At 57.1% G+C, this 18034-nt stretch carries 18 protein-coding genes and 1 pseudogene; 13 read left to right on the forward strand and 6 right to left on the reverse strand.

Annotation, left to right across the window (positions count from 1 at the left end):
• The 7 genes and pseudogenes from glyA to ACR0L4_RS22730 all read left to right on the forward strand — a co-directional run.
• Positions 1-287: pseudogene (glyA, locus tag ACR0L4_RS22700) on the forward strand (serine hydroxymethyltransferase); the annotation flags it as partial.
• Positions 288-305: 18 nt separating this feature from the next.
• Complete coding sequence (locus ACR0L4_RS22705; protein ID WP_480515396.1) at positions 306-1283, forward strand: HpcH/HpaI aldolase/citrate lyase family protein; 978 nt, start codon at positions 306-308, stop codon at positions 1281-1283.
• A gap of 7 nt (positions 1284-1290) precedes the next feature.
• Positions 1291-2574: a glycerate kinase type-2 family protein gene (locus ACR0L4_RS22710; RefSeq protein ID WP_480515398.1), complete on the forward strand. Its 1284-nt coding sequence runs from the start codon at positions 1291-1293 to the stop codon at positions 2572-2574.
• Between the two features lie 109 nt (positions 2575-2683).
• On the forward strand, positions 2684-3934 hold the full coding sequence (locus ACR0L4_RS22715) for a sarcosine oxidase subunit beta family protein (RefSeq protein ID WP_480515400.1): 1251 nt from the start codon (positions 2684-2686) through the stop codon (positions 3932-3934).
• 13 nt (positions 3935-3947) lie between these two features.
• The gene (locus ACR0L4_RS22720) at positions 3948-4235 is read left to right on the forward strand and encodes a sarcosine oxidase subunit delta (RefSeq protein WP_170754884.1); all 288 of its coding nucleotides are present in this window, start codon (positions 3948-3950) and stop codon (positions 4233-4235) included.
• Complete coding sequence (locus tag ACR0L4_RS22725; RefSeq protein ID WP_480515402.1) at positions 4232-7177, forward strand: sarcosine oxidase subunit alpha family protein; 2946 nt, start codon at positions 4232-4234, stop codon at positions 7175-7177. The genes ACR0L4_RS22720 and ACR0L4_RS22725 overlap by 4 nt, the downstream gene beginning before the upstream one ends.
• Positions 7170-7730: a sarcosine oxidase subunit gamma gene (locus ACR0L4_RS22730; protein WP_480515404.1), complete on the forward strand. Its 561-nt coding sequence runs from the start codon at positions 7170-7172 to the stop codon at positions 7728-7730. The genes ACR0L4_RS22725 and ACR0L4_RS22730 overlap by 8 nt, the downstream gene beginning before the upstream one ends.
• 9 nt (positions 7731-7739) lie before the next feature.
• On the opposite strand, the gene ACR0L4_RS22735 is transcribed toward ACR0L4_RS22730, so the two are convergent.
• Positions 7740-8744, reverse strand: coding sequence for a GlxA family transcriptional regulator (locus tag ACR0L4_RS22735; RefSeq protein WP_480515406.1), 1005 nt, complete (start codon positions 8742-8744; stop codon positions 7740-7742).
• Positions 8745-8883: 139 nt separating this feature from the next.
• Between ACR0L4_RS22735 and ACR0L4_RS22740 the strand changes: the two genes are divergently transcribed.
• Entirely contained in the window at positions 8884-9513 is a 630-nt protein-coding gene (locus ACR0L4_RS22740) for an XRE family transcriptional regulator (protein ID WP_170754892.1), read from the forward strand.
• Here ACR0L4_RS22740 and ACR0L4_RS22745 read toward each other — a convergent pair.
• From ACR0L4_RS22745 to ACR0L4_RS22765, 5 genes are read right to left on the reverse strand one after another with little or no spacing between them, the layout of a single operon-like run.
• On the reverse strand, positions 9491-9988 hold the full coding sequence (locus ACR0L4_RS22745) for a GNAT family N-acetyltransferase (RefSeq protein ID WP_480515409.1): 498 nt from the start codon (positions 9986-9988) through the stop codon (positions 9491-9493). The genes ACR0L4_RS22740 and ACR0L4_RS22745 overlap by 23 nt on opposite strands.
• 19 nt (positions 9989-10007) lie before the next feature.
• On the reverse strand, positions 10008-11075 hold the full coding sequence (locus ACR0L4_RS22750; protein WP_170754874.1) for a heme-dependent oxidative N-demethylase family protein: 1068 nt from the start codon (positions 11073-11075) through the stop codon (positions 10008-10010).
• A gap of 13 nt (positions 11076-11088) precedes the next feature.
• On the reverse strand, positions 11089-12051 hold the full coding sequence (locus ACR0L4_RS22755; RefSeq protein WP_480515411.1) for a PDR/VanB family oxidoreductase: 963 nt from the start codon (positions 12049-12051) through the stop codon (positions 11089-11091).
• Entirely contained in the window at positions 12048-12644 is a 597-nt protein-coding gene (locus ACR0L4_RS22760; RefSeq protein ID WP_170754871.1) for a dimethylamine monooxygenase subunit DmmA family protein, read from the reverse strand. The genes ACR0L4_RS22755 and ACR0L4_RS22760 overlap by 4 nt, the downstream gene beginning before the upstream one ends.
• A gap of 55 nt (positions 12645-12699) precedes the next feature.
• Positions 12700-13845, reverse strand: coding sequence for an aminomethyl transferase family protein (locus tag ACR0L4_RS22765; protein WP_480515413.1), 1146 nt, complete (start codon positions 13843-13845; stop codon positions 12700-12702).
• Positions 13846-14186: 341 nt separating this feature from the next.
• On the opposite strand from ACR0L4_RS22765, the gene ACR0L4_RS22770 reads away from it, so the two are divergent.
• The 5 genes from ACR0L4_RS22770 to ACR0L4_RS22790 all read left to right on the forward strand — a co-directional run.
• The gene (locus tag ACR0L4_RS22770) at positions 14187-15560 is read left to right on the forward strand and encodes an ammonium transporter (protein WP_170754866.1); all 1374 of its coding nucleotides are present in this window, start codon (positions 14187-14189) and stop codon (positions 15558-15560) included.
• An 11-nt stretch (positions 15561-15571) separates the two neighbouring features.
• On the forward strand, positions 15572-15787 hold the full coding sequence (locus ACR0L4_RS22775; protein WP_170754864.1) for a hypothetical protein: 216 nt from the start codon (positions 15572-15574) through the stop codon (positions 15785-15787).
• Between the two features lie 146 nt (positions 15788-15933).
• Positions 15934-16863, forward strand: a complete 930-nt coding sequence (locus ACR0L4_RS22780) for a class II glutamine amidotransferase (RefSeq protein ID WP_480515416.1) — start codon at positions 15934-15936, stop codon at positions 16861-16863.
• 1 nt (position 16864) lies between these two features.
• A complete protein-coding gene (locus ACR0L4_RS22785; RefSeq protein WP_170754860.1) occupies positions 16865-17548 on the forward strand; it encodes a GltB/FmdC/FwdC-like GXGXG domain-containing protein in 684 nt (227 codons plus the stop codon).
• Between the two features lie 20 nt (positions 17549-17568).
• The coding region (locus ACR0L4_RS22790; protein ID WP_480515419.1) for a glutamate synthase-related protein at positions 17569-18034 on the forward strand (466 nt) is incomplete at its 3' end.

Consider the following 18034-nt stretch of genomic DNA (forward strand, 5'->3'; position numbering starts at 1 on the left):
ACGCGACCGAAAAGGCCCTGGGCCGGGCGCATATCACCTGCAACAAGAACGGCGTGCCGTTTGATCCGGAAAAGCCCACGATCACCAGCGGCATCCGTCTGGGATCTCCTGCTGGCACCACCCGCGGCTTTGGCGAGGTCGAATTCCGCCAGATCGCCGACTGGATCATCGAGGTGGTCGACGGTCTGGCCGCCAATGGCGAGGACGGCAACAGCGCCGTCGAAGCCAAGGTCAAGGCAGAGGTCGCAGACCTCTGCGCAAAATTCCCTATCTATCCGAACCTGTAAGACGAAGGACCCGAACTCATGAGCTTTCATTCCATTGAACAGGCCCCTGCCCGCCTGAACCGCAGCGAACTTGCCGTACCGGGCAGCCAACCCGGCATGTTCGAAAAGGCAGCAAAGTCAGATGTGGACGTCATTTTCCTTGATCTTGAGGATGCCGTTGCACCCGACGAAAAGGAACAGGCCCGCAAGAACATCATCGAAGGTCTTAACGATATTGATTGGGGTCACAAGACAATGTCGGTGCGTATCAACGGTCTGGATACGCACTACATGTACCGCGATGTCGTTGATGTGGTCGAACAGGCCGGTCAGCGTCTGGACCTGATCATGATCCCCAAAGTGGGCACTGCCGCGGATGTCTACGCCGTCGATATGATGGTCACGCAGATCGAAGACGCGATGGGCTACAAAAAGCGCATCGGGTTCGAGCACATCATCGAAACCGCGCTGGGGATGCAGAATGTCACCGAGATAGCTGCGGCTTCGAAACGCAACGAAAGTCTGCATTTCGGAGTGGCGGATTATGCGGCCTCTACCCGTGCGCGAACAACGATCATCGGCGGCGTAAACCCGGACTATTCGGTTCTGACTGACCCGGATGCTGAAGACCATCGCGCTACGCATTGGGGTGACATGTGGCACTATGCCCTGGCACGTATGGTCGTTGCCGCCCGAGCCAACGGTCTGCGTCCCATTGATGGACCTTTCGGTGATTTTCAGGATCCCGAGGGCTACAAGGCGGCCGCAAAACGCGCGGCGGTTTTAGGTTGCGAAGGAAAATGGGCGATCCACCCAAGCCAGATTACACTGGCCAACGAGGTGATGTCGCCCGGCGATGCCGAAGTGACCAAGGCGCAGCGTATTCTTGAGGCAATGGCCGAAGCTGAAGCCGCCGGCAAAGGTGCTGTATCGCTGGATGGCCGCCTCATTGACTATGCCTCGATCCGTCAGGCCGAGGTAATGGTGGAAAAAGCCAGGCAGATCGCAGCCGCGTGACGGCATTGTGACCGAGCAATCGTCCATAAATCTGCGAGACAGCGCTGCAGGTATATTTGCTGCGGCAGTCGCGGCCTCGGATCCGGCGGCTGCGCTGCGCAGGCGATTACAGACGACACCACTGCCCTCACCGAAACAAAGCGGGCGCAGCATCCTTATCGCTATTGGAAAAGCTGCGCCCACCATGATGGCAGAAGCGCTGCAACACGTTCAGGGCGATCATGTCGCCCTGGTCGTGACACACGCCGAAAACCAGACAGAAGTAGACGGCGCGACGGTGTTGAACTGCGCGCACCCCGTCCCGGACGAACGCGGCTTGAAAGCCGGGAGACAGATCATTGCACTGCTCAGGTCAGCACGTAAGCAGGATCAGATCATTGCACTGATCTCGGGCGGAGGGTCGGCCCTCGTTCCCGTACCTGTTGAAGGATTGACCCTGTCGGATAAAATCGCCGTCAACGAAGTATTGCTGTCCTCCGGGCTGGACATCGCGCGGATGAACCTTGTGCGCCAGCACCTGAGCCAACTCAAAGGTGGTGGTTTCTTGCGACACGGCTCGCCTGCGCCCGTCACGGCCTTTATCTTGTCGGATGTGATCGGAGATGACCTGCGCGCCGTTGCAAGCGGACCGACTGCCGCACCGATCGGCAGCCACGCAGACGCCCGCAGGACCTGCATTGAGGCTGGTATTTGGCATCGATTGCCAAAATCCGTCCGTGCTCAACTGGAACACAGCATTCCTGAACAGATTATGGAGGCCGAGGCGACCAATCACTTGATCGGATCGAACGCGATCAGCCTTGAGGCAGCGCACAATTGTGCGGTTCAGACCTGCCGAGCTGAAATTGTGTCCAACGCATTGATCGGTGAAGTGTCCGACGCCGCGGAACAGATTTGGAATGCAGCCCGGTCTGCGCCTGCCGACTGCCCGGTTGCTCTGCTGTTTGGTGGTGAAACAACTGTATGTGTGCAAGGAAGTGGGCGCGGTGGACGCAATCAGGAATTGGCGCTGCGCGTCGCCCAACTGGCAGAAGACCGCTCGATCCCCGACACGTGGGCTTTTCTCAGCGGCGGCACCGATGGCCGCGATGGTCCTACATCTGCTGCCGGTGCGATTGTGGATGCCAGGACATTCGACCGAATCCGCAGATCAGGACATGACCCTGCCGCACTGTTGGCAAACAACGACAGTCACACAGCTTTGAGCCTGTCAGGTGATCTTCTGGTGACCGGCGCGACAGGAACCAACGTCGCAGACATTCAGGTCTTGCTGCTTGGAGCTGACACATAAGGCATGATGAATTCGGCAGATGTTAGGTCTGATTCAACGCCAATTATGTCGGATATGAGAGTATCAATTCTGCTATTTTGCGTGGAATCTGACAAAAAAGGTCCGATTCATGCGATATTCTGGTTTCAAAGTCATCAAAGAGGCGCTGACCGGCCACAAAGGCTGGAAACCGGCGTGGCGCGACCCTGAACCCAAACCGCACTATGATATAGTGATTATTGGTGGCGGTGGTCATGGTCTGGCGACAGCGCATTATCTTGCCAAGGTCTATGGACACCGAAAGGTCGCAGTGATCGAAAAAGGCTGGATTGGCGGCGGCAACGTTGGACGCAACACGACGATCATCCGCTCAAACTATCTGCTGGACGGAAATGAACCCTTCTACGAATTTTCGCTGAAACTGTGGGAAGGTATTGAGCAGGACGTCAATTACAACGCGATGGTCAGCCAGCGCGGGATCATTAACCTGATCCACTCGGACGCGCAGCGCGATGCGTTTATCCGGCGCGGCAATGCGATGATTCTGAACGGCGCCGATGCCGAGTTGCTGGATGCCGATCAGGTGCGCAGCGAATATCCATTCCTGAACTTCAACGACGCGCGTTTCCCGATCAAAGGTGGTCTGGCGCAAAGACGCGGTGGGACCGTGCGCCACGATGCCGTGGCGTGGGGATATGCCCGATCAGCAGATGGTTTTGGCGTGGACATCATCCAGAATTGCGAGGTCACCGGTTTCCGCATTGAGGGCGGCAAATGTCTGGGCGTCGAAACCTCGAAAGGGTTTGTCGGTGCAGGCAAGGTCGGTTGTGCGGTTGCCGGCAATTCCGGACGGCTGATGGGCATGGCAGGTATGCGGCTGCCCATCGAAAGCCATGTATTGCAGGCGTTTGTCTCGGAGGGTTTGAAACCGGTTCTGCCGGGTGTCATCACCTTTGGCGCCGGGCATTTCTATGTCAGCCAGTCCGACAAGGGCGGATTGGTCTTTGGCGGCGACTTGGACGGCTACAACTCATACGCACAGCGTGGCAATCTGCCCGTGGTCGAGGATGTCTGCGAGGGCGGCATGGCGCTGATGCCGATGATCGGTCGCGCGCGTTTGCTGCGGATGTGGGGCGGAATCATGGATATGTCCATGGACGGTTCTCCCATCATCGACAGAACAGGTATCGACGGGCTCTATTTCAATGGCGGCTGGTGTTACGGCGGGTTCAAGGCGACCCCGGCCTCTGGCTATTGCTTTGCACATCTGCTGGCGAAGGATGAACCACACCCGACGGCGACCGCCTATCGGTTCGACAGGTTCCGCACCGGGCGGATGATCGACGAAAAAGGCATGGGCAACCAGCCCAATCTGCACTGAGGGGAACAGCACCATGATCATCAATCATCCCTTGTTGGGCCCGCGTGACAGTTCGGAATTTGTCTATCTAGGAGACGCTTCACTGATCGAACGCCCGGACTGGCAAGCCGAAAACGCAGCAGAAGCCTTCTACGACTACGCCTATCTGCGCGACAATCCAGCTGGACCGCATCGCGAGTTGTGGTTTCACGAAGGCGGCGATCGGTCATGGCTGGTCGTAACACGCAATACCGTGACGCATGAGATTTCCAATGTGGAACTGGCCCGTGACGTGGCCCGCGCACAGGGACGTTCCAAATGACACAAGACAATCGGCTGAGCGGCGGTCAGATCGACCGCACCAAAACCCTGAATTTCAAATTCGACAACCGCAGCTACACGGCGCATCCGGGCGATACATTGGCCTCGGCGCTTTTGGCCAATGGCGTGCGCCTGATGGGACGGTCGTTCAAATACCATCGCCCGCGCGGCGTGTTGACTGCCGGTTCGGAAGAACCCAATGCCATCGTCGAATTGCGCACTGGAAATCGCCAGGAACCCAACACCCGCGCCACAACGATCGAGATGTTTGACGGGCTCAACGCCCGATCCCAAAATCGCTGGCCCAACCTGAAATTTGATGCTCTGGCGATCAATGACAGGTTTTCGAATTTCCTGTCGGCGGGGTTCTATTACAAGACCTTCATGTGGCCTGCGGCATTCTGGGAAAAACTCTATGAACCGATGATCCGCCGCGCCGCCGGTCTGGGGTCATTGTCGATGCAGGAAGATCCCGACGAATACGACAAGGGGTTTCGGCATTGCGACCTGCTGATCATCGGCGCGGGTCCATCTGGTTTGGCGGCGGCCTTGACCGCTGCTCGGGCCGGGTCGGATGTCATCCTGGTCGATGAAGATTTCGCGTTTGGCGGGCGGCTGAACAGCGAGACCTTCGCCCTGAACGACGATCCGGCAGACGAATGGGTTGCGCAAGCTGTTGCTGAACTGTCCGCAATGCCAAATGTACGCCTGATGCCGCGTACCACCGTGATCGGGGCGTTTGACCACGGTATCTACGGTGCGGTTGAACGCACTGGTGACCACCTGCCCACCCTGCCCGCTGGTAAACCGCGCCAGATACTGTGGCGCATCTACGCGCAAAAGGCGCTGCTCTGCGCTGGGGCAACCGAACGGCCCATCGCCTTTGAGAACAACGACCGCCCCGGCATCATGCTGGCGAGCGCCTTGCGGACCTATGCAAACCGGTTTGCGACCACGGCCGCGCAGCGCGTGGCGATCTTCACCAACAACGACGACGGCCACCGGACCGCTACCGATCTGCACGCCAAGGGTGTCAAGATCGCTGCCGTTGTAGATGTTCGACCGGATGCACCGATAAACTATGATTACGAAGTGCTCGCCGGCGCTCAGGTCGTTGATACCAAGGGCCGTCTGGGTCTTGGCTTTGTCGAGGTCAAATTGGCCGACGGGTCAAAGCGCACGCTGGACTGCGGTGCGCTTGGCGTGTCCGGTGGCTGGAATCCGAATGTGCATCTGACCTGTCATCAGCGGGGGCGCCCGATCTGGAACGAGAATCTGGCGGCCTTTGTTCCGGGCGCAGACCTACCGCCCGGCCTTACGGTCGCGGGCGCAGCAAACGGGATGATGTCGACCCACGGCGCCTTGCAATCCGGCGCCCAAGCGGCGGCCAAGGCACTGGACTTTACCGGCGCGTTGCCGGACTTGCCCAAAGCCGAGGATGCGCCGGTCTCGCAAACGCCCTTCTGGTATGTTCAGGGCTGCGCGCGCGCGTGGCTGGATCAACAGAACGACGTGACGGTCAAGGATGTGAAGCTCAGCCATCAGGAAGGGTTCCGCTCGGTCGAACACTTGAAACGCTATACCACGCTGGGCATGGCCACCGATCAGGGCAAAACCTCGAACATGGGCGGGCTGGCGATCATGGCAGAGCTGGCCGGGAAGTCCATTCCCGAGACGGGAACCACGATTTTCCGCCCGCCCTATACGCCCGTTCCCATCGGCACCTTTGCCGGGCGCATGAAAGGGCAGGAATTCCATCCCACCCGCCTTACGCCTTCACATTTCTGGGCCAAGGAACGCGGCGCGGTTTTTGTCGAGGTCGGCAACTGGCTGCGCGCGCAATGGTTCCCCTTGCCCGGTGAGACGCACTGGCGAGACTCTGTCGACCGCGAGGTGCGGCAAACCCGCGCCTCGGTGGGTGTGTGTGACTGTACGACGCTTGGAAAGATTGACGTGCAGGGTACGGATGCTGCGGACTTCCTGAACCGCATCTATTGCAATGGATTTGCCAAGCTGGCTGTGGGGAAAACCCGCTATGGCCTGATGCTGCGCGAAGATGGTATTGCGATGGATGATGGCACCGCCGGACGTCTGGCTGAGGATCATTTCGTCGTGACGACAACCACGGCCAATGCGGTCAAAGTCTATCAGCATATGGAATATGTCCGGCAATGCCTGTTCCCGGACATGGATGTTCAACTGATTTCGACCACCGAAGCCTGGGCGCAATATGCCGTCGCTGGCCCCAACTCGCGCAAGTTGCTGCAAAAGATCGTGGATACAGAGTTCGACATCTCAAACGAGAGTTTTCCGTTCATGGCCTGCGGGAACATCACCGTTTGTGGAGGGCTGAGGGCGCGTTTGTTCCGGATTTCCTTCTCAGGCGAATTGGCGTTCGAAATCGCTGTTCCTTCGCGCTATGGCGATGCATTGATGCGGCGTCTGATGCAGGAAGGCGAAGAGTTCGACGTTGTTCCCTATGGCACAGAAGCCTTGGGTGTCATGCGGATCGAAAAAGGTCACGCCGCAGGGAATGAACTCAATGGAACCACCACGGCGCTGAATCTTGGCATGGGCCGGATGGTGTCCAAAAAGAAAGACAGTATCGGTTCGACCCTGTCGGAACGTGAAGGGCTGAACGAGGCTGATGCGTTGAACATGGTCGGCGTCAAACCCGTGAACAGCGCGGACAAGATCACCGCAGGTGCGCATCTCATGGATGCATCCGGTCCGGTCGATGCTGCGCATGATCAGGGCTATGTGACGTCAGCGGCATTCTCGCCTTCGCTGGACAGCCATATCGGTCTGGGCTTTCTGAAGAACGGCAGTGACCGTCAGGGTGAAAAGATGCGTCTTGTGTCGCCACTGACCGATCTGACGGTCGAGGTCGAGATTGTCTCGGCCCATTTTGTCGACCCTGAGGGAGAACGGCTTCGTGCATGATCTTGTTGCAATAACCGCCCTGGGCGGATCTGACCCCCGTGTTGATACGGTTGGAAGCGTTACATGTACCGAGGTACCCGCCGTTGCCTTGGCCTCGGTCGCTGCGCGCGCTGGTCGCGAAGCAGAAGCCAGCAAGGCGCTTGCGAAACTAATTGGCGTATCAACACCCGATGTTGGTCAATTCGCAGGCGACGTCGTGTCGGCATTCTGGACCGGACCGGATCAGTGGATGGTCGAGGCTCCGTTCGACACCCATGAAGAGCTGGCGCATGAGACAAAGAATTGTGTCGGCGACACCGCGTCTGTTTCCGAACAGACAGATGCCTGGACCCGGTTTGATTTGGAGGGTTCGGGTGTTTTGGCAGTTTTGGAACTGCTTTGTATTCTGGATTGCCGGAAGATGGAAACGGGCAAGGCAGCCCGTACATCGATCCATCACCTTGGGTGCTTTGTTCTGTGTCGGGCTGCAAACTCGTTCAGCCTGTACGGACCTCGTTCTTCGGCTGGCTCGCTGCATCATGCCATAGTGGCGGCGATGAAATCTGCGCTTTGAACCCTTCGCTCAGCTCGAAGGCAGGGGTGCATTGTCTTCGACACGGAAGCGGTTGATGCGGCGGCGGTCTTCGCTGGGGCTTAGCCCGAAGGCGGATCGGTAATGTGTGACCAAAGGTGTGACCGAGCTAAATCCGATGGCCGCGGCGATGTCGGCAATGGGATCTTTGGTATAGACAACCATCTGCCGCGCCGCCTTCATACGCATGGCGCGAAAGTAATGGCTGGGGCTTTGACCGGTTGCCTGTTTGAACGCCCGTTCGACTTGGCGCGGTGTGACACCAGTCTGCTCTGACAGTTCAGCAATCGAAATCGGATCGCCGATACGACTGGCAAACAGATCAACGCATTTTGCCACAAGCGGCGGCAGTTTTTCACCCGTCTCGGGCCGGCTCGTATCTGGGACCTGTTGGCGCACGCCTTCACCCCGCATCAGAGGGTGTTGAAACCAACAGGCAACTTCATGCGCGACATCGCCACCCAGACGATCCTCGATCAAGTGAAGCGCCAGATCAAACGCGGCTGCAGCGCCCGCAGCGGTATAGCGTGAGTTGTCCGTCACAATAACCTCGCGCCGGGCGTCCATGTCGGGAAACTCGGCCTCAAAGGCGGCCTCGTAGCACCAGTGCACCGACACCGGGTGGCCCTTCATGACGCCCGATCGCACGAGTGGGAATACACCTGCGCTGATCCCGCCCAGATTGGTCCCGTGGCGCGCCAGCATACGCAATTCGCAATTGCCCTGTGTCGGATTATGAAACCGCGACGTCGGGCTGCTGAGTAGAAACAGAATATCGATCGACCGGCAGTTGGACAGGTCGCGCTCGGCCTCGAACCGGACATTGGCGCTGGATATTACTTTGCCCCCATCCTCCGTCACCAAAGACCAACAAAAAGCCTCCTGCCCCGCAATCTCGTTTGCTGCCCTCAGAGGTTCGATGATTGAGGTCAGGCAGGCCATCGGAAAGCCATCGAACAACAGAAACCCAATCTCAATATTTTTTTCTGTCAGCATGATTATTTTACTATCAGGAATAGTAGGCGCTATGATAGTCCAAATGAATTGGGTATTGCAGTGGTGCTGCTTGCGCATCCGATTTGGACCAGTATAGCAAGATATTGAAAGCGAGACATTGAAGAAACGCGACGCAGAAATGACGGCCAATCTGACGCAGGACCCACATTCCGTTCGGACAGGTGAACGTGAAAAAGTGCTCGAAGTTGCCATCGGCCGCGAGGTCCGTGCATTTCGAAAGCAGCAAAACATCACTGTTGCGGAACTGGCGCAATTGACCGGCCTGTCTATCGGTATGCTGTCCAAGATCGAAAACGGTAACACGTCGCCCTCTTTGACCACGCTGCAATTGCTGGCCGATGCCTTATCGGTGCCTCTGACCAGTTTTTTCCGCCAGTTCGAGGAACGGCGGGAAGCTGTGCACACCAAGGCCGGCGAAGGTGTGGAACTGGAACGTGAAGGGACGCGCGCCAATCACCAGTACAATTTGCTGGGGCATATAGGTGCCAACGGATCGGGTGTGATTGTCGAGCCCTATCTGATCACGCTGACGGCGGAATCTGACGTCTTCCCGACATTCCAACACGGCGGGATAGAAACGATCTATATGCTGGACGGCGCTGTCGACTATCGCCACGGCGATAAAATCTATCCGCTAAAGCCCGGCGATACTCTGTTCTTCGATGCGGATGCTCCGCACGGTCCGGAACGGCTGGTCAGCCTGCCCGCGCGTTACATTTCGGTGATCAGCTATCCGCAGACAAACTAACCTGTTTGCGCAGCAGGAAATCCGTGGGTCTATCGTATCCCTCATGGCTTCCGGTACTTACAATCGTAAATCCGAGCCGGGAAAAAACGCGATGGTTCTCGGTCAGTTCGGTGCGTGTTTCCAATTCAAGCTCGGACAGGCCTAGGGCCATGGCGCGGCGCTCGGCATGGTCGATCAACGCTGTGCAGATGCCCTGCCCGCGCATCTGTTCCTGTACCGCCAGCTTTCCCAGATACAGGCAATCCGGCTTTGGTGTCAGGAACATGCACCCAAAAAGCGGAAGGCCGATCGCCCAGATCTCACCCCCTGTCTGACAGTGGATTTGCATGTCTTGCAACGTAAGCCGATGAATCGAAGATGGTGGGTCTATTCTGCCGTCCATGTACTGGAACGACGCGCGCAGCAGAGCAAGCACGTCGTAGAACGCCAAAGTATCATCCCCTAGCCGCCAAATGGTTTTGTCCTGATCAGCCATGACCCATCCTGACATTCACCTACTTTGACAAGGGCGGTTCCGTTTCCAGATCGGGCCAAATACCGGGCGAGGTTGGGAGTCCGTCGTCAAACTGGCTGAGGTAGTCCAGCATCATTGGACGATTGTCGATAAAGCCTTTGTACGTGGCCAGTTCAACCGGAAGATCGCGGACAACACGATGCAGGCGACGACCCCATTTCGGTACCGTCATCAGATCCTGAAAACTGCACAGGTAACAGCGGATCGGGAACACCAGAGCGTTGGACCGCGGCAACCGGAAGAAGGTCTGCAACTCGACCCGAAGATGCTGTTTGTAAGCAATGTTTTCGGGCGTTAGCGTTGTCTTCTGGATACCCCATTTGTGATAGTTTTCCGGGCTGGTATCCAGCAAAGGATTCACTGTCATCGTCCAGTTCAGACGCCGCGCCGGCGCCCCTTGTTGAATGTTCAGCAGGAATTTCAGAGCGCGTTTGAAAATTCCCATCTCATGCGCCTTCGGAACTGGCGCATGCCATTCGAAAAAGTTCATGCCGATGTCAAAATCCAGGCTCCAGTCGGCCTGGGTCGTTACCATCCCGGCGTCCATCCACAACATCTCGTCCCGCTGATCCAACACAGCAAAATCGCCCTGTGCCTGACGGGTGATGTATTCCATCGGCCCATAAGGCAATGTGGTTTCATCCATGAAGGTAAAGCTGTGATCGATGCCAAGTGGTTTATTGATCCAGCGCCATTGATTGCCGTTACGGTGCAATTCGAACAGGTCTGGATAATCCTCTGACTTGCTGACCATGATCAATTCCAGCAGGTCCCAACCCGCCAAGGTCATGTGCGGCAGGGACTGACAACGCAGCGGGTCCTGATCCAGAACGATGGCGCGGTCTTTCATTTCCGACACATAGTGTTCGTCTACATCGAACCGCATCTCGTAGACCGAGCCCTCGGGTCCGCCCCGGTGCTGCTCCATGTTGACCGAATACATATAGCTGTCTTCGTGGAACGGGAACGGAAAGCGTTTGATCGCCCATTCCGAGTTGTGGAACGTGTAATCGTCGCGAAAGGACTCGTCGTTGAATTGAATGGTCATGTCGGGCCTCCTCTCAGCGGTCCAGCACGAGGGCCTTGCCCTCGAAACGCGATACGCAAGGCATGATTTTCTTGCCTGCGGCTTTTTCTTCGTCAGTCAGCCAATGATCGCGATGAACAAAGTTGCCGTCGTGATCCAGCACAACGGTTTCGCATTGGCCACAGGCCCCGCCACGACACAGATACGGTGCATCCACACCTTCGCGTTCGATGGCCTCCAGCAGGCTTTCGTTTTCGCCCACATAAATGACCTTGTCTGAGGTCGCCAGGCGTACTTCGAACGGTTTGCCGGGCTGCGGCGCCAGAAACTCTTCGTAGTGTACGCAATCCTCGGGCCAGCCTTCGGTGGCAGCCGTGTTGCGCACCCAGTCGATCATACCTTTGGGACCACAGACATAGACATGCGTGCCCAGGGGCTGACCGCTGAGAAGGTTCTTCAGATCGATCTGCTGGTTCTGATCATCATAGTACAGATGCGTTTCGTTCGGGTGCCGGTCCGTCAGTTGATCAGCATAAGAGGCCAACGCAGTGTTCCGGCATGCATAATGCAGTTCCCAATGGCCGTGAAGCAATTCCAATTGTTTGATCTGTGCCAGAAACGGGGTGATCCCAATGCCACCGGCCAGTAACAGATGCTTGCGAGCCCGCAAATCAAGTGAGAACAGGTTGACCGGATAGCTGATGGTCATCTCGTCGCCCAGTTTGACCTGACGGTGCATGAACAACGACCCCCCCCTGCCCTGATCGTCGCGCCGAACCGAGATCGTATAGGAAGACTGATCGAACGGGTCCGACATCAGGGAATAGGGGTTGAGCCGCGTGATGCCACCGTCCCGCATTTCGACGACGGTATGCGCGCCACCCGAAAAGGTCGGCAACTGACCACCATCGATACGTTCGAACCGAAACCGCGTCACCAACTCGTTCAGCGGGGTGATTTCGGTCACTTTGACCTGAATTTTCTCGGCACCGCTCATTCGTAAATCCCTTTCGGCTCGGGCACGTTGCCATGATCCTCGGCGTCGACACGGACACCCTGATAGGCGGCAAGTCGGCGGGAATAGTGGTCACGCACGAATAGGTTCAGGCCACAATGCGCGCAGACAAACGGGTCGACCTCGACGTTTTCCGTGATGCCTTTGCAGTGCACACATTGCATCCGGCGCGCGACCGAACCGCGATGTTCGGTCTGAATCGCGGTATGCGGAAGACCGACGGCCATAACTTCATTCATGGCCTGACCCATCATACCTTCAGTACCGGTCAGATAGACCTGCAATCCCATATGTGCGTCTTCCAGCACGCGGCGTATACGCTGCAGTGCGGCCTCATATGACGGGCCTTCATAGAATTGTGCAGGTTTCAGCGCCTGCAGTTTTTCCGAGAAATCCGTGCCTTTTGGGATATAGATCAGATGGGTTTTAGCCATCAGGTCGGGTGTCGCCAGGTCGAGAACGGCCTCGGCCCCTTCGGCCTCGGCGATCATGAGATGATGTTCACCTGGGCGAACCTCTAGCGTGCCCCAGACCGGGCGGCTTGCGATTGACTTGGGAAATTCGAACTTTGACATTGTGCCCTCAAATAGGAAAAGGGCGCCACGGTGTATCCGTCGCGCCCCCTTGAAATCAGCCCTTCGCGGTTCTGATGGCTTTGTCCTTGTCGTAGAACGGCATCTCTTCGGCGGTTGCGGAGATCTCTGTGCCATCTCCGTTGCGGACGGTCAGCGGGGTCCCGGGTGAGGCGCAGGCAACCGGCATTCGCGCGATACCCACGTTGTGCCCGTTTATCTCGGAATACATACCAAAGGTGACAACCCCGACCTTCTCGCCGTTTTGCAGCAGATCCGCGCCTTCGTCCGCCGGGGTCGTGCCATCGAGCTTGACACCATAGATTTTGAACCGCTCTTTGCCTTGCGAGGCATAGTGGTTCTCGGCACCGATAAATCCGGTCTTGCCCGGTGAAACGGTAAACTCCAGACCCAATTCCCAAAGGGTATCACCGCAAGTTTCACCGTCGAACGGATAGGTTTCCGAGTTGTCGCCGGGATAGAACAACAGATAGCTTTCAGTGCGCAGCAAATCGAGCGTCGAGAACTGAACCGGAACGATCCCCATATCTTTGCCTTCGGCCAGGATGCTGTCCCAAAGATGCACGGCGTGCTTTGCCTGACAGAAAATCTCATACCCGCGCTCGCCCGTATAGCCGGTCCGTGAAATCATCACCGGACAACCGTACAGCTTGGTCTGCATGATGCCGAAGTAAGCCAGATCCCGAATACCGGGAACGTGATTGGCCAGGAAATCCACGGCTACCGGCCCCTGCAACGACATGTCATGCATGTCATCGTCAAAAATGACCGAGCAATTCTTACCGGCGGCCACCGATGTCAGTTGTTCCATCCCCGTTCCGGTGCCGTGGACGACAAGCCACGTGTTCACCGATAATCGGTAGATGATGCAGTCATCAACAAACTTGCCTTCGGCATTCAGGATCGAGGCATAGGTCGACCGGCCCGGCATGATCTTTTCCACATTCCGCGTGGTGACGCGGTCAATGACGTAGGCCGCATCTTCGCCAACCACGTGAACTTTCTTCAGACCCGACACATCCATCAGACCTGCTTTGGTTCGGATCGCTTCGTAATCTGCTTTGGCGCGTTCCGGGCTGTGGTCGTAGAACCATGCGGTCCCCATGCCGTTCCAGTCCTCTAGCTCGCCGCCGATTTCGGCATGGCGCTGCGCAAGGGCGGATGTCCTCCAAAGAATGGCCATTGTTCAGCTCTCCCGTTGATTGCTTTTTGTTGACCACATTGAGGCCGATGTCGGATCGAAAATCAACACCCATGTGCAGAATTTTTTCCTGATGGGAATATTAGACTGCGATTTTTGTGCCCTGGAACAAATTACCAGGGATGGCATAAGTGTCTATTTATCAATGGTATGGGCTAAAATTCAGACCGCCTGAGGCCGCGCGCACCAAATGCCGAAAAGATGTTTGCCCCACATATCTATTGACAGGTCGTCGATGAAATTGTCCCCTGAGTAGATTATTATTCCCAGCAGGAAATTCTTCGCAGAAAGATCTCTTGCTGCAACAACAGGGAGACTACGAAGTGGATGGTAATCTAAATGCACTAACGACGGTCTTTACCGAGTTCTACTACTGGGTAACGGTCGTTTTCATGTTCCTCATCCATGTGGGCTTTTGCATGTACGAGGTCGGTGCAAGCCGGGCCCGTAACCATATGCACACATTGATGAAAAACATCATGATCATCCCACTGGTGACGGTCACGTTCTTCTTCTTTGGATGGTGGATCTACTGGGCGTTCCCAAACTTTCCGTTCTGGGGTGGTCTGGACACCGAAGCGGGCGCTGCCAATCTGCCTTGGGCTGACACAATGGCGACCAATTTGGGAGATAGAATCACCGGCGTCTTCTGGGCTGCGTTCCTGCTGTTCTCGTGGACTGCCGCTTCGATCGTTTCAGGTTCTGTGATCGAGCGAATCAGATCCTCAGCCTTGTGGGTGCATGCCGTGATGATCGGTTCTGTCTGGTGGATCATAGACGCAGCATGGGGCTGGCACTACGGCGGCTGGATGGTGCGCATTCTGGGGTATCACGATGCGTATGCTTCTGGTGTTATCCATGCGATTGCAGGCGGTTATGCGCTTGGAGTGATCATGGTGCTGGGTCCGCGCCTCGGTAAGTTCGCCAAGGATGGAACGCCGCGGGATATTCCGCCGCACAACCCCTGGCTTCTGACCATCGGGATTTTCCTGATCTACACCGGGTTCTGGGGATTCTACGCCGCATGCAATGTTCCCGCGATCTCTCCCGAGGCTATCGACGGTCAAATCACTGGCGTCACTTGGACCGCGACCAACATCTATCTGGCCCCAACCACGCTTTCCGCGATTACGTTCAACTTCCTGATGTCACTGTCCGGTGGGTTGATGGCAGCGTATGTGATTTCCAAAGGCGACGCCTTCTGGACGTTCTCGGGTGGTCTTGCCGGGATTATCACCGCTTCCGCAGGCAATGACCTGTATCACCCGATTCAGGCCATGATCATTGCAGCCATCGGTGTCGTGATCGTGTACAAGCTGCACTACTGGGTTGAGCGTCGGTTCAAGCTGGATGATGCTGTTGGCGCCGTCGCCGTGCATGGCTATGCAGGGTTCGTTGGCCTGGTGATCTCCGGCTTTGTCCTGTGGGGCGTGCCATCTTCGCCATACGAAGGCTATGCCACGATCAACCCGATCGGCCAGATCACCGGCGCCGTCATCATGTTCTTTGTTCTTGGCTTCTTGCCGGGCTGGATCCTGGCAAAAATGCAGGCGGCAGCAGGCGTCCTGCGTATCCCGGAAGAGGTTGAACTTCAGGGCCTCGACTACGCTGAACACCATGCCTACGAAGACGCCAAAGCCGCGATAATTGCAGCAGACAAAGAAGAACTGGCTGCTCGTGGCGTAGCGGCAAAATAAGGGAGAAAGATATGTCTACGAATGGGTATACAAGCTGGGCCGTTGATCTGGCCGAAGTCGGACCGATCTATCCCTTCCAGGGTTATGAAGTTCTGATGGTCATCTTGGGGGTCGTATTCTGGATCGGCTGGCATCGCATCCAGTTCGTCCGGGAAGGTGAACACCTTGAGAAGGCCCGTCACACCGGTGACGAAGAAAAAGTGAAAGCACAGCTGGAACGATACTGACACGGTCTTGAAAGCCGGCAATGGGCATGAATCTGACATCTTGCCCATTGCCTCTTAGGAAAATATTTTTCCTGTGATTATTGAAGTCTGTTTGATTTGTTGATACCCTCGAATCATAATGAAACACACAAGGAGATCTGCCAGCCATGTGCGGAATTGTTGGATTATTCCTGAAGGACCAGTCGCTTGCGCCACAACTAGGTAATATGCTGACAGACATGCTGATCACGATGACGGATCGTGGTCCCGACAGTGCGGGGATTGCAATTTATGGTGAGCATTCAGGTGGTAAGACCAAGGTGACACTGCAGTCGCCTGATCCCGGGGCGGACTTTGCCGGGTTGGCGGAAGAGCTGGGGCAGCGCCTGGGGTCTGCGGTAAGCCAGACTGACAATGACACGCACACGGTGCTGGACATTCCGGACGGTCAGTTTGAAGCGGCGCGGGCCGTGTTGGCCGAGATCCGGCCTGCGGCTCGGATCATGAGCCGGGGTGACATGCTGGAGATCTACAAGGAGGTTGGTCTGCCCAAGGACGTTGCCGCGCGGTTTGACATCAGCGGCATGAGCGGCACCCATGGCATTGGTCACACGCGCATGGCAACGGAATCTGCTGTGACGACGATGGGGGCGCACCCGTTCAATACCGGTCCGGATCAGTGTCTGGTGCATAACGGCTCGCTGTCGAACCACAACTCTCTGCGCCGCAAGCTGCGCCGCGAAGGTGTGGTCATTCAGACCGAAAACGATACCGAAGTCGGGGCTGCCTATCTGACCTGGAAGATGATGAACGGTGCCAGCCTGGGCGAGGCGCTGGAAAGCAGTCTGGACGATCTGGATGGGTTTTTCACCTTTGTGGTCGGCACCAAGGACGGGTTTGGTGTGGTCCGCGATCCGATTGCCTGCAAACCGGCTGTGATGGCCGAAACCGATCAATACGTGGCTTTTGGCAGCGAATACCGGGCGTTGGTGAATCTGCCCGGCATTGAGGAAGCCCGTGTCTGGGAGCCGGAGCCGGCAACGGTTTATTTCTGGTCCCACAATGACAGCCCGACAACGACGGAAAAGGCCGCCTGATATGCAGACCTACGATCTTGAAGCAGACGGCCTGCGCGGTTTGAACGCGGCCCTGCAATCGCAATCCACCGAGACCAACCAGACAAGCTGGGACGTTGTGAACCCCAAAGGCAGCCACGCGATTGCCGTGGGGCTGGACGCGCCCCTTGAGGTTACGGTCAAGGGGTCTACTGGCTATTACTGCGCAGGCATGAACCAGCAGGCAACCATTAGGGTTGAGGGGTCTGTAGGACCCGGTGTGGCCGAAAACATGATGTCCGGTCAGGTCATCGTCGATGGCGATGCCAGCCAATATGCCGGGGCCACGGGCCATGGCGGGCTGCTGGTGATCAAGGGCAATGCCAGCTCGCGCTGCGGCATCTCGATGAAGGGGATCGACATCGTGGTGCATGGCAATATCGGTCATATGTCCGCCTTCATGGCACAGGCCGGGAACCTTGTTGTCTGCGGTGATGCGGGCGACGCGCTGGGAGATTCGCTCTATGAGGCGCGGCTGTTCGTGCGCGGTTCGGTCAAGAGCCTCGGTGCCGATTGTATCGAGAAGGAGATGCGCCCCGAGCATCTGGAGATCCTGAAGGACCTGCTGGACCGCGCAGGCAGCGATGCCAAGCCGGAAGAGTTCAAACGCTATGGCTCGGCCCGTCAGCTTTACAACTTCGACGTCGACAACTCGGCCGCTTACTAAGGATAAAGGGTATGAAAGATATGGACGATCAGACCCCGCGCACCGTGCCGATCCAGTCGGCGACTTTTTCCAACCCGATCAATGCCGAGATTCGCCGCGCCGCGGCCACCGGCATCTACGATATTCGCGGCGGCGGGGCCAAGCGGAAGGTGCCGCATTTTGACGACCTGCTGTTTCTGGGCGCGTCCGTGTCGCGGTACCCGCTGGAAGGTTACCGTGAACGCTGCGACACCTCGGTGACGCTGGGCACGCGCTTTGCCAAGAAGCCCATCGAACTGGACATTCCGATCACCATTGCGGGCATGAGTTTTGGCGCTTTGTCGGGCCCCGCGAAAGAAGCGCTGGGGCGCGGTGCCTCGATGGCCGGGACATCCACCACGACCGGGGATGGCGGCATGACGCCCGAGGAACGCGGCCATTCCTCCAAACTGGTCTATCAGTACCTGCCGTCGCGCTATGGGATGAACCCCAATGACCTGCGCAAGG

The organism is Ruegeria sp. AB5 (genome assembly GCF_056542645.1).

Bases quoted from the DNA above. Each gene is read 5' to 3' on its own strand.
- ACR0L4_RS22705 (WP_480515396.1), top strand. From the start codon at position 306: ATGAGCTTTCATTCCATTGAACAGGCCCCTGCCCGCCTGAACCGCAGC.
- ACR0L4_RS22715 (WP_480515400.1), top strand. From the start codon at position 2,684: ATGCGATATTCTGGTTTCAAAGTCATCAAAGAGGCGCTGACCGGCCAC.
- ACR0L4_RS22720 (WP_170754884.1), top strand. From the start codon at position 3,948: ATGATCATCAATCATCCCTTGTTGGGCCCGCGTGACAGTTCGGAATTT.
- ACR0L4_RS22725 (WP_480515402.1), top strand. From the start codon at position 4,232: ATGACACAAGACAATCGGCTGAGCGGCGGTCAGATCGACCGCACCAAA.
- ACR0L4_RS22735 (WP_480515406.1), bottom strand. From the start codon at position 8,744: ATGCTGACAGAAAAAAATATTGAGATTGGGTTTCTGTTGTTCGATGGC.
- ACR0L4_RS22740 (WP_170754892.1), top strand. From the start codon at position 8,884: ATGACGGCCAATCTGACGCAGGACCCACATTCCGTTCGGACAGGTGAA.
- ACR0L4_RS22745 (WP_480515409.1), bottom strand. From the start codon at position 9,988: ATGGCTGATCAGGACAAAACCATTTGGCGGCTAGGGGATGATACTTTG.
- ACR0L4_RS22750 (WP_170754874.1), bottom strand. From the start codon at position 11,075: ATGACCATTCAATTCAACGACGAGTCCTTTCGCGACGATTACACGTTC.
- ACR0L4_RS22755 (WP_480515411.1), bottom strand. From the start codon at position 12,051: ATGAGCGGTGCCGAGAAAATTCAGGTCAAAGTGACCGAAATCACCCCG.
- ACR0L4_RS22760 (WP_170754871.1), bottom strand. From the start codon at position 12,644: ATGTCAAAGTTCGAATTTCCCAAGTCAATCGCAAGCCGCCCGGTCTGG.
- ACR0L4_RS22765 (WP_480515413.1), bottom strand. From the start codon at position 13,845: ATGGCCATTCTTTGGAGGACATCCGCCCTTGCGCAGCGCCATGCCGAA.
- ACR0L4_RS22775 (WP_170754864.1), top strand. From the start codon at position 15,572: ATGTCTACGAATGGGTATACAAGCTGGGCCGTTGATCTGGCCGAAGTC.
- ACR0L4_RS22780 (WP_480515416.1), top strand. From the start codon at position 15,934: ATGTGCGGAATTGTTGGATTATTCCTGAAGGACCAGTCGCTTGCGCCA.
- ACR0L4_RS22785 (WP_170754860.1), top strand. From the start codon at position 16,865: ATGCAGACCTACGATCTTGAAGCAGACGGCCTGCGCGGTTTGAACGCG.